This window comes from Shinella sp. M31, from assembly GCF_049199205.1.
Lineage (GTDB): Bacteria > Pseudomonadota > Alphaproteobacteria > Rhizobiales > Rhizobiaceae > Shinella.
The window spans coordinates 51,770-61,252 of sequence record NZ_JBLZPH010000042.1 but is presented as its reverse complement, the minus strand read 5'-3'; the positions used below and the strand labels follow the sequence as shown (position 1 = coordinate 61,252).

Genomic DNA, 9,483 nt, shown 5'->3' with positions numbered 1-9,483 from the left:
CCGCGGCCGCGACGATAGCTGTCGAAATAGCCGAGCGCCGAGGCGAGTGCCGGGACCGGCAGGCCATGCAGCGCGGCGGCGGAGACGACGCGGCGGAGCGCCGCGTCGGTGTCCTTGACCATCGTGGCGAAGGCCGGGGTGACGATAAGGTTCGCCGCATCCGGCGCCTTGGTGAAGGCGCTGGTGATCTCGTCGAGGAACTGCGAGCGGATGATGCAGCCGGCGCGCCAGATTTTGGCGATCGTCGGCATCGGCAGGTTCCAGTTATATTCCTTCGAGGCGGCGGCCATCACGGCAAAGCCCTGCGCATAGGCGCCGATCTTGCCGGCGAGAAGCGCGCTTTCCAGATCCTTGATGAAGGCGGCCTTGTCGGCAACCGAGAGGGCGGGCACGTCCGGCAGGCCGAGGATTTTTTCAGCCGCTTCACGCTCGCTCTTGAAAGACGAGATGGAACGGGCGGCAACGGCGGCCTCGATGCCGGTCGCCGGCACACCCATGTTCTGGGCTTCGATGGCGGACCATTTTCCCGTGCCCTTCTGGCCGGCCTTGTCGAGGATCATGTCGACCATCGGGCCACCGGCAATCGGGTCCTTGGCGGCCAGCACCTTTGCAGAAATCTCGATGAGGTAGGATTCGAGGCGGCCCTTGTTCCACTCGGCAAAGACGTCGGCAATCTCCGACGCGCTCATCTTCAGGCCGTCGCGAAGGATGCCGTAGATCTCGGCGATCATCTGCATGTCGGCATATTCGATGCCGTTATGGATGGTCTTGACGAAGTGGCCGGCGCCGTTTTCGCCGAGCCAGGCGACGCACGGATCGTCGTTGTACTTGGCGGAGATCGAGGTCAGCACCTTCTCGACGCGCTTCCAGGAGGCTTCCGTGCCGCCGACCATGATGGAGGGGCCGTGGCGCGCGCCCTCTTCACCGCCGGAAACGCCCATGCCGATGAAGGTCAGGCCCGAATCCTTCAGCGCATCGAAGCGGCGCATCGTATCGCGGAAGTTGGCATTGCCGGCATCGATCATGATGTCGTTGTTTTCGAGGTACGGGCGCAGCAGTTCCATCTGCTGGTCCACGGCCGCACCGGCCTGGATCATGATGATGATCGGGCGCGGCGGGCGGATGGCGGCGACGAACTCTTCGATCGTCTCGCAGGGCACGATCTGGCCCTTGAGGTCGCCGGCCTCCTCGTAGAATTCCTTGGTGCGCGCGACCGTGCGGTTGAACACCGCGATCGTGTTGCCCTTCTCGGCAATGTTGAGCGCAAGGTTCGATCCCATAACACCGAGACCGATAAGCCCGATTTCCGCCTGTGCCACGTTCATACCTCCGTAGGATGGCGCGGCGGGGGAAATTTTCCGGACCTATACCGAAAACGCCGCGCAAAAAGAGCATTTGGGAGCTGTGCTCCAGCGCTGGTGTTTTGGCATTCAAATCGATTTACGACAAGCAAATGTTTGGTGAAACAGCGTTTTTGGAATAGTTTGAATCACCGTCCCGGCCGGTCATCGCCATCGTCGAGCACCCGCCAGGCCGCTCCTTCGACGTCGTCGTACTGGCCGCTCCTCAGCGACCAGAGGAAGGCTCCGAGGCCAAGTGCTCCGAGGAAGAGCGCGATGGGAATGAGGAAGATCAGCGTGTTCATGCGGCTTGCACCAGGGGCTTGACCGGACGGGCCTCATCCGCGGCGCGCGCCGCAAAAGCCGGCAGTCGGCCGCGCAGGCGAAGCGAATTGACCACCACGATGATCGAGGATGTGGACATGGCGATGGCGGCAATCAGCGGCGTAGCATGGCCGAGAATGGCGATCGGCACGGCGACGACATTGTAGCCGACGGCGAGCGCGAAATTCTGGCGAATGAGATGGCCGGCACGGCGCGCGGTCTCATAGGCGAAGGGTATGGCCTCCAGGCTTTCATGCAGGAAGACGAAATCGGCGGCCTGCCGGCCGACATCCGCCGCCGTCGCGGGTGCCATCGAGACATGGGCAGCGGCGAGCGCCGGCGCATCGTTGATGCCGTCGCCGACCATCAGCACGCGGTGGCCGCTGGCGGCGCATGCTGCGACGGCTTCGGTCTTCTCGCGCGGCGAGAGCGCAGCGCGCCAGCGGGCGATGCCCAGCGCACCGGCAATGCGGCCGACGGCGGGCGCGCGGTCGCCGGACAGGATCGCCATGTCGACGCCATCGCGCTCCAGAGCGCTGATCGCCTCGCCGGCTCCGGTGCGCACGGCATCCTCGAAGCGGAAGGTTTCCAGCACCACGCCATCGCAGGACAAAACGACTTCCGAAAGCCCATGCCCCTCCTCGCCCTCCACGGCCTTGCCGGCGGCAAAGGCGCGGTTGCCGCAGCGCAGCAGGCCTTGCGGGGTTTCCGCCTGAAGGCCACCACCGGCGACTTCCCTGACGGCGTCGATGACCGGCATCGGGCCGCTGCCGGCACCGGCGAGGGCGAGCGAGAGCGGGTGGCGCGAATGGGCGGCAAGGGCGGCGGCGAGTGCGAGATTGGCGCGGTTGAGCTTGTCGCGATCGACGAGGCGCGGCTTTCCGAGGGTTAGCGTGCCGGTCTTGTCGAAGACAGCGGTATCGATTTCGGCAAGGCGCTCCATGGCCGAGCCGTCCTTGACCATCACGCCGCCGGCAAACAGCCGACCGGCCGCCACGACCTGAACGACCGGCACGGCAAGGCCGAGCGCACAGGGACAGGTGATGATAAGGACCGCGATGGCGACCAGCATGGCATGCTTCCAGTCGCCGTCATAAAAACCCCAGCCGAGGAACGAGACGAGCGCCAGGAGATGCACGGCCGGCGAATAGATCTGGGCGGCACGGTCAGCGATGCGCCGGTAACGCGCCCTGCCCCCTTCAGCGGCCTCCATTAGGCCGATGACTTCCGACAGGAAGGAATTGCGTGCGGTCGCGACCGCCTCCGCCAGCAGCGAGCCAGTGAGGTTCATCGCCCCGGCCTCCAGTTGCGTGCCGGGCTGCGCAGCGAGCGGATCGCTCTCGCCGTTGACGATGGAGCGATCGACATCGCTTAGCCCCGAGAGCACGCGGCAATCGACGGGAATGCGCTCACCCGCGGCGATGGAAAGGTGTTCGCCGACGGCGATGTCCTCGACGGGGCGATAGTCGCGGCTGCCATCCGGGCGCACGACCATGGCGCCGCGCGGCGAAAGGCGGGCAAGGCCCGTTATGGCCGAGCGGGCGCGGTCGCGCATGACGTGATCGAGCGTGCGGCCAATCAGCAGGAAGAACAAGAGGCTGACGGTGGCGTCGAACCAGGCGTGTTTGGCGCTGTTCAGCGTCTCCCAGAGCGAGACCGCATAGGACAGCGTGATGGCGAGCGCGATCGGCACATCCATATTGGTGCGGCCGTGGCGCAGCGCGTTCCAAGCCGACTTGTAGAAGAAGCGGCCGGAATAGATCAGCGTCGGGCCGGCGATGAAGGCGGAAATCCAGTGGAAGAGATCGCGCGTTGCATCCTCCGCGCCCGACCAGACGGAGACCGACAGCAGCATGATGTTGGTCGCCGCGAAGCCGGCGACAGCGACGGCGCGGATCAACTGGCTGCGCAGGCGGTCATCGCCCTCCGCGCCGAGCGCGAAGAGATGCGTGTCGTAACCCGTCGCGGCGATGGCGGCGGCGATGGTCTGTGGATCGGTACGTCGGCCGGCGACCTCTTCCTTCCAGACCACAGAAACGCGGCGCGTGGAGAGATTGACGCGGGCACGCACCACTTCCGGCAGCGCACTCACCACGCCTTCGACAGTCGTGATGCAGGTGCCGCAATGCACGCCCGGCACGCTGAGATCGCTCTGGCGCAGCCCCTCGCCGAGCGGGCGGCTGGCCAGCGTCAGCTCCTCGGACGACGGCAGCGCGTGATTGGCGCGTTCCGCATCCAGAATGCCTTCCGTGCCGGGCGCGCAGCAGCTCATTTCACGCCTCCCGCAACGACGGTGCGCACGGTCTGGTGAAAAACCTTCGTGCCGTCACGCTTGGTGCTGATATCGATGATCCATTGGCCGGGCATGATATCGCGTTCGGCAACGAACAGCCCCGGCCCCTTCGGGATGAGCGCCAGCGTAAAATCCTCGCGCTCATCGACCGGGCGCTTGAAGGTCGCGGCGATGTCGTTGGCAACGACGGGTTCGCCCTTGGCGTCCGCGACACGGTAGGTGATGCGCCCGCCCTCGATCACCAGATTGCCTTCGATGCCGCTCGCGGCAAAGGCCTTGGCCTCGGCGACCTTGCCGTTGAACTGCTGGCTGGCGACATAGGTGTTCGGCACCACCAGCCCGCTCCAGCTGTGCGAGGCGTTCCAGGCCATGATGAGGTTCACAGTGATGATCGTTCCGAAGAACAGCACCATGCCGCCGAGCATATGCCAGCCGGTGAAGACGAAGCCCTGCTGTTGTTTGTTCTCAGTGGCCATCACTTTGCTCCCGGCGTGTTGAAATTGGCGGAATAAACGTCACGCTCGTGGCCCTGCCGGTCCTCGGCGATGATCTGGAACCCCTCGGAAGCTTCGGCAAGCTTCTCCTTGGGAAGGGTGACGAAGACGCGCAGCGCCGTCACCTTGTCCGGATCGACAGGCACATCGACACTGCGATTGTCGGCGCCGTCGTGGCCGGCGATTTTCATGGTCGCGCCCGGCATCCCTTCGATCGAGACGGTGATGACGCGCGGCTCGGGGATCATGTTGAGCAGCTTCACGGCGTAGCCGTTGCGGATCGAACCATCCGATTCCACGACGAATTGCGGATTGCGATCATGGATGACGTTGAGATCCAGCCGGTCGCGCGACAGGAGCGCGAAGAGCAGCGCAAGACCGGCCAGCGACCAGATCCCGAAATAGAGAAGCGTGCGGGGGCGGAAGATGATGCGCCAGTCGAAATGCCGGATCCTGTCGCTGAACCTGCCTTCAGCATCGCGCACGCGCTTGGGGTCGATCGTCTCGGTGCCGTTCGATGTCGCCAGCGCCATGTTGGCGGCATAGTCCGACAAGGTCGCATAGGCGATGAGGCCGCGCTCCTTGCCGATCTTGTCCATGACGTTGTCGCAGGCATCGATGCACAGCGCGCAGGTGATGCACTCCATCTGCTGGCCGTCGCGGATATCGATGCCCATGGGACAGACGACGACGCAGGCATTGCAATCCACGCAATCGCCGACACTTTCGCCTGCCGCCACGGCCTTCTTGGCATGGCGGCTGCGCGGTTCGCCGCGCCAGTCGTTGTAGGTGACGACGAGCGAGCTTTCATCGAGCATCGCCGCCTGGATGCGCGGCCACGGGCACATATAGGTGCAGACCTGCTCGCGCATCAGTCCGCCGAAAATGTAGGTGGTCGCGGTCAGGATCGCGACCGTGATGTAGGCAACGGGCGGGGCTTGCAAGGTCGCGAAATTGACGAGCAGCGTCGGCGCATCGGCGAAGTAGAAGATCCACGCACCGCCGGTCGCAACCGCGATCACCAGCCAGACGGCATGTTTGCTGACACGCTTCCAGACCTTGTTAAGCGTCCACGGGCCGGTATCGAGCTTGATGCGCGCATTGCGGTCGCCCTCGATCGCCCGCTCGACGACGAGGAAGAGATCGACCCAGACGGTCTGCGGACAGGCATAGCCGCACCAGGCCCGGCCGACCGCTGAGGTGACGAGAAACAGCCCGAAACCGGCCATGACGAGCAGGCCCGCGACGAAGAAGAATTCCTGCGGCCAGATTTCGATGAAGAAGAAATAGAAGCGCCGGCCGGCAAGATCGACCAGCACCGCCTGATCGGGCGCATGCGGACCGCGATCCCAGCGGATCCACGGCGTCAGGTAGTAGATGCCGAGCGTGACCAGCATGACCAGCCACTTGAACTGCCGGAAACGGCCCTCCGCGCGCTTGGGAAAAATCTTTCTGCGCTTCTCGTAAAGCGGCTTGCGTACCTTTGCCGAGTTGACGGGCTCCGCATCGTGGCGTTCGATGGACGTGTAGAGGGTGGTGGTATTGTTCTGCATGGGACTCGGCCGCACCTGTCGTTGTGCCATCACAATGACGCCAACGGTCCATGCCATCGTTGATCTGCGTCAAGTTTTGATGAGAGCGCGGCGTGGCGGGTTGCCGCACGAAAGGACACGAATGACGGAGACGATCCTGGCCAAACGCTATGGCGACTACCGCGAATTCGCAATCGGCGGCGTGCTTGCCGATGCTGTTCGCTGCGCCTGGCTGCACAGCGCGCCGTTTGAAAGCGTTGCCGCACGCGTCGCCGTGGTGCCGGATGGCTGCGTCGATCTGCTTTGGACGGAGAGCGGCTTCATGATCGCCGGGCCGGACCGCACGGCCGCCTTTCCACCGATGCGCCCCGGTGCGACCATCCTCGGCCTGCGCTTCAGGCCAGGCATTGCGCGTCACCTGCTGCGCTGCGATCTCGATGCGCTCACCGGCAAGGTCGTCGCCTTCGACGATCTGCGGCCGGGCGGCTTCAACGCCCACCATGAGCGCCTGCTGGCCGCCGATGGTCCGATCAAACGGCTGCGGCTGCTGCGAGAGGTTTTCGCTTCGGAAATGCGCGATCTGCCGGCTATACGCCGCGATGCGGGAGCACTCGAGGCACTGTGCATGCGCCTGCCGACGGAGGGCATTGCCGCAGCCCTTGGGGTGACGGAACGCACCCTGCGGCGCATCAGCACAGCCGAGTTCGGCTATGGCCCCAAGACGCTGGTGCGTATCCTGCGGCTTCAAAAGCTGCTTGGCCGGATCGGCGAGCACGATAGCGCACTTGCAGAGCTTGCGGCAGAAACCGGCTTTGCCGACCAGGCCCATATGAGCCGCGACGTGCTCTCCCTGACCGGCCTGACGCCCGGTGAAATTCTGCGCCAGATGCGCGGCTGATTGTCCGTTTCGTTCAAGACTTCGGCGTCCGGTCGCGTAGGATCGCCTCAACAGGAGACGACCGATGACCACCTCCGCCGCCCGCATCATCCACCGGACCATCGAGCGCGATTGGCGCGCAGTCTATGCCTTCGCAGCCCGGCCGGAGAACATGCCGCTCTGGGCCTCCGGGCTCGCCGCCGGCTTGACGCGCGACGGCGAGCACTGGATCGCCGATGGCGGCCCGATCGGCAATGTGCGTGTGCGGTTCGCACCGGAAAACGATTTCGGCGTCATCGACCATCGGGTGACGATGCCGGATGGCCTCGTGGTCGACAACGCGCTGCGGGTCGTGCCGAACGGCGACGGGGCGGAAGTGATGTTCACGCTGCTGCGCCAGCCGGATATGGACGATGCAGCCTTCGAGAAGGATGCGGCCCATATCGCCCGCGACCTCGAGACGCTGAAGAGAGTGATAGAAGACAAGGAGAACCCGCGATGAGTGGCAAGGGTGCCGATCGCAAGATCGACTATATCGAGTTCAACGTCGCCGATATCGCGAGGAGCAAGGCCTTCTACGGCAGCGCTTTCGGCTGGACCTTCACCGATTATGGTCCGGAATACTGCGAATTCCAGGACGGCCGCCTCACCGGCGGCTTCACGACGCTGGCACCGGTCTCCGCCAAGGGTGGGCCGCTCGTTATCCTGTTTGCCGATGACCTGGAAAACGCGCTGAGCCGAGTCGAAAAAGCCGGCGGGACGATCGAAAAGCCGATCTTCTCCTTCCCCGGCGGCCGGCGTTTCCAATTCGCCGACCCCGACGGCTACGAGCTGGCGGTCTGGTCCGACCGGTAATTCCCCTTCCCTAACGTCAATGTGATCGCCTTTACGCCTTTTAATGAAGGAATTCAGGCTTTTTCAATCGGACGCTCCTATGGCAGGCCTGCGATCAACCGAACGCGGGCCTGTTTCATGTACACAATCATCGGCAAGACATTGGCGGTCGCCGTGCTCTCCACACTGGCGTCGCTTCTCATCAGCTTCGCCTTCGTGCCGCTGATGGGCGGCAGGGTCGCCGGCGCCGGGCTCGTCATGACGATCGTCTGCCCGATCGTCATTTCCATCCCCGCCTCCTTCGCGCATTTCTACCTCGGCGAAAAACTGCGTTCGGCCAATACGGCGCTCGCGGCTGCCCGCGACGAACTGGCCGAGGCCTACGCCCGCCTGCAACATCAGGCGCAGCGCGATGCGCTCACCGGCCTGCTCAACCGCGCGACCTTCATGGCCGAGCTGGAGGCAGCAAGCCAGGCCGGCATGCATGGCGGCCTGCTGTTCCTCGACGTCGACCATTTCAAGTCGGTCAATGACCGGTTCGGCCATGCGACGGGCGATGAGGCGCTCGGCCTTGTCGGCGCCCTGCTCTCGGGGCTTGCGCAGGAGGGCGATATCGTCGGGCGGCTTGGCGGCGAAGAGTTTGCGATCTTCCTGCATGCCGCGTCGCCGGACCGCATGCTCGACCATTCCCAGACGGTGCGCGAGGCGGTGGAAGCCATCGACCTCTTCTCGCCCTCCGGCCAGCGCATCCCCCTCGGAATCAGCATCGGCGCCTTCCACTGCGCGCCCCGCTTCAACCCGGCCGAAGCCCTCGCCGCCTCCGACCGCAATCTCTACCGGGCGAAATCGGCGGGCCGGAACATGGTGGTGGCATGAAAAAGGCCGCGGAAACCGCGGCCTTTGTGTTTGCTCTCTTCCGGCAGATCACTCGCCGCCACCCAGCGCGTGGACGAAGACGGCGAGCTGCTTGACGGCGGGCTCGCCGAGGCGGGGCAGCCAGGCGGGCATGACGCCGTGTTTGGGCGAACGGACCTGTGCGGCGATGGCCGTTTCCCCTTCGCCCTTCAGCCAGATGGCATCGGCAAGGTTGGGCGCGCCCATCTCGCGGTTGCCCTTGGCGTCCTCGCCATGGCAGGCCGCGCAGTTGTCGGCGAAGACCTGTTTGCCGGGCTCGACGAGGGCGACATCCGACGGCGCGCCGGTCAGGCTAACGACATAGGCGGCGACCTGCTTGATCTGGTCGGGCTCGAGGATGTCGCCGAAGGCCGGCATTTCCGAGATGCGGGTCTCGTCATCGCCGGGATGGCGGATGCCGTGGGCGATGGTCTGGTAGATATCCTCCACCGAGCCGCCCCAGACCCAGTCGTCGTCGTTGAGGTTCGGGAAGCCGGGACCACCCGCCGCACCCGAGCCATGGCACTGCGCGCAGTTGACCTTGAAGGCCGAGGCGCCGCCCGAGATGGCGAACTGCGAAAGCTGCGGATCGGCCATGATCTCCTGCAACGAGGATTTGGCGATGCGATCGGTGAAGGCCGATTGCGCCTGCCTCGCCTCGGCGAGTTCCGTCGCGATATCGGCGCGGCTCGACCAGCCGAGCATGCCCTTCGTGGTATCCGAGATCAGCGGCCAGGCCGGAAAGGCGATGGTGTAGCCGATGGCCCAGAGGATCGTCATGTAGAACGTCCAGACCCACCAGCGCGGCATCGGGTTGTTCAATTCGCGGATGCCGTCCCATTCGTGGCCGGTGGTTTCGACGCCCGAGATTTCGTCGATATGTTTCTCGGCCATG

10 protein-coding genes are annotated in these 9,483 nt (G+C 64.7%); 4 read left to right on the top strand and 6 right to left on the bottom strand.

Annotated elements, in window-relative coordinates; all coding sequences use genetic code 11:
• The 5 genes from gndA to ccoG all read right to left on the bottom strand — a co-directional run.
• Positions 1-1,319 (bottom strand): NADP-dependent phosphogluconate dehydrogenase (gene gndA / locus ACOZKU_RS06380; RefSeq protein WP_421578135.1); only part of this gene is annotated, 1,319 nt, incomplete at its 3' end.
• Positions 1,320-1,489: 170 nt separating this feature from the next.
• Positions 1,490-1,645, bottom strand: a complete 156-nt coding sequence (ccoS, locus tag ACOZKU_RS06375) for a cbb3-type cytochrome oxidase assembly protein CcoS (protein ID WP_421578134.1) — start codon at positions 1,643-1,645, stop codon at positions 1,490-1,492.
• On the bottom strand, positions 1,642-3,936 hold the full coding sequence (locus tag ACOZKU_RS06370; RefSeq protein WP_421578133.1) for a cation-translocating P-type ATPase: 2,295 nt from the start codon (positions 3,934-3,936) through the stop codon (positions 1,642-1,644). The genes ccoS and ACOZKU_RS06370 overlap by 4 nt, the downstream gene beginning before the upstream one ends.
• Complete coding sequence (locus ACOZKU_RS06365; RefSeq protein ID WP_421578132.1) at positions 3,933-4,433, bottom strand: FixH family protein; 501 nt, start codon at positions 4,431-4,433, stop codon at positions 3,933-3,935. Before ACOZKU_RS06365 ends, ACOZKU_RS06370 begins: the two co-directional genes overlap by 4 nt.
• Positions 4,433-6,004 (bottom strand): cytochrome c oxidase accessory protein CcoG, encoded by a 1,572-nt coding sequence (gene ccoG, locus ACOZKU_RS06360; RefSeq protein ID WP_421578131.1) that lies wholly within the window; start codon positions 6,002-6,004, stop codon positions 4,433-4,435. Before ccoG ends, ACOZKU_RS06365 begins: the two co-directional genes overlap by 1 nt.
• A 121-nt stretch (positions 6,005-6,125) precedes the next feature.
• Here ccoG and ACOZKU_RS06355 point away from each other — a divergent pair, with 121 nt between their 5' ends.
• The 4 genes from ACOZKU_RS06355 to ACOZKU_RS06340 all read left to right on the top strand — a co-directional run bounded on the left by ACOZKU_RS06355 (position 6,126) and on the right by ACOZKU_RS06340 (position 8,570).
• Entirely contained in the window at positions 6,126-6,881 is a 756-nt protein-coding gene (locus ACOZKU_RS06355; RefSeq protein WP_421578130.1) for a helix-turn-helix domain-containing protein, read from the top strand.
• Positions 6,882-6,945: 64 nt separating this feature from the next.
• Positions 6,946-7,362 carry an SRPBCC family protein gene (locus ACOZKU_RS06350; protein WP_421578129.1) on the top strand — a complete coding sequence of 139 codons (417 nt, stop codon included), beginning with the start codon at positions 6,946-6,948 and terminating at the stop codon, positions 7,360-7,362.
• A complete protein-coding gene (locus ACOZKU_RS06345) occupies positions 7,359-7,715 on the top strand; it encodes a VOC family protein (protein WP_421578128.1) in 357 nt (118 codons plus the stop codon). Before ACOZKU_RS06350 ends, ACOZKU_RS06345 begins: the two co-directional genes overlap by 4 nt.
• A gap of 117 nt (positions 7,716-7,832) precedes the next feature.
• Positions 7,833-8,570 (top strand): GGDEF domain-containing protein, encoded by a 738-nt coding sequence (locus tag ACOZKU_RS06340; RefSeq protein ID WP_421578127.1) that lies wholly within the window; start codon positions 7,833-7,835, stop codon positions 8,568-8,570.
• A gap of 48 nt (positions 8,571-8,618) precedes the next feature.
• Here the strand turns inward: ACOZKU_RS06340 and ccoP are convergent, their stop codons facing one another.
• Positions 8,619-9,482 carry a cytochrome-c oxidase, cbb3-type subunit III gene (gene ccoP / locus ACOZKU_RS06335; RefSeq protein ID WP_421578126.1) on the bottom strand — a complete coding sequence of 288 codons (864 nt, stop codon included), beginning with the start codon at positions 9,480-9,482 and terminating at the stop codon, positions 8,619-8,621.
• Position 9,483: the final 1 nt, after the last annotated feature.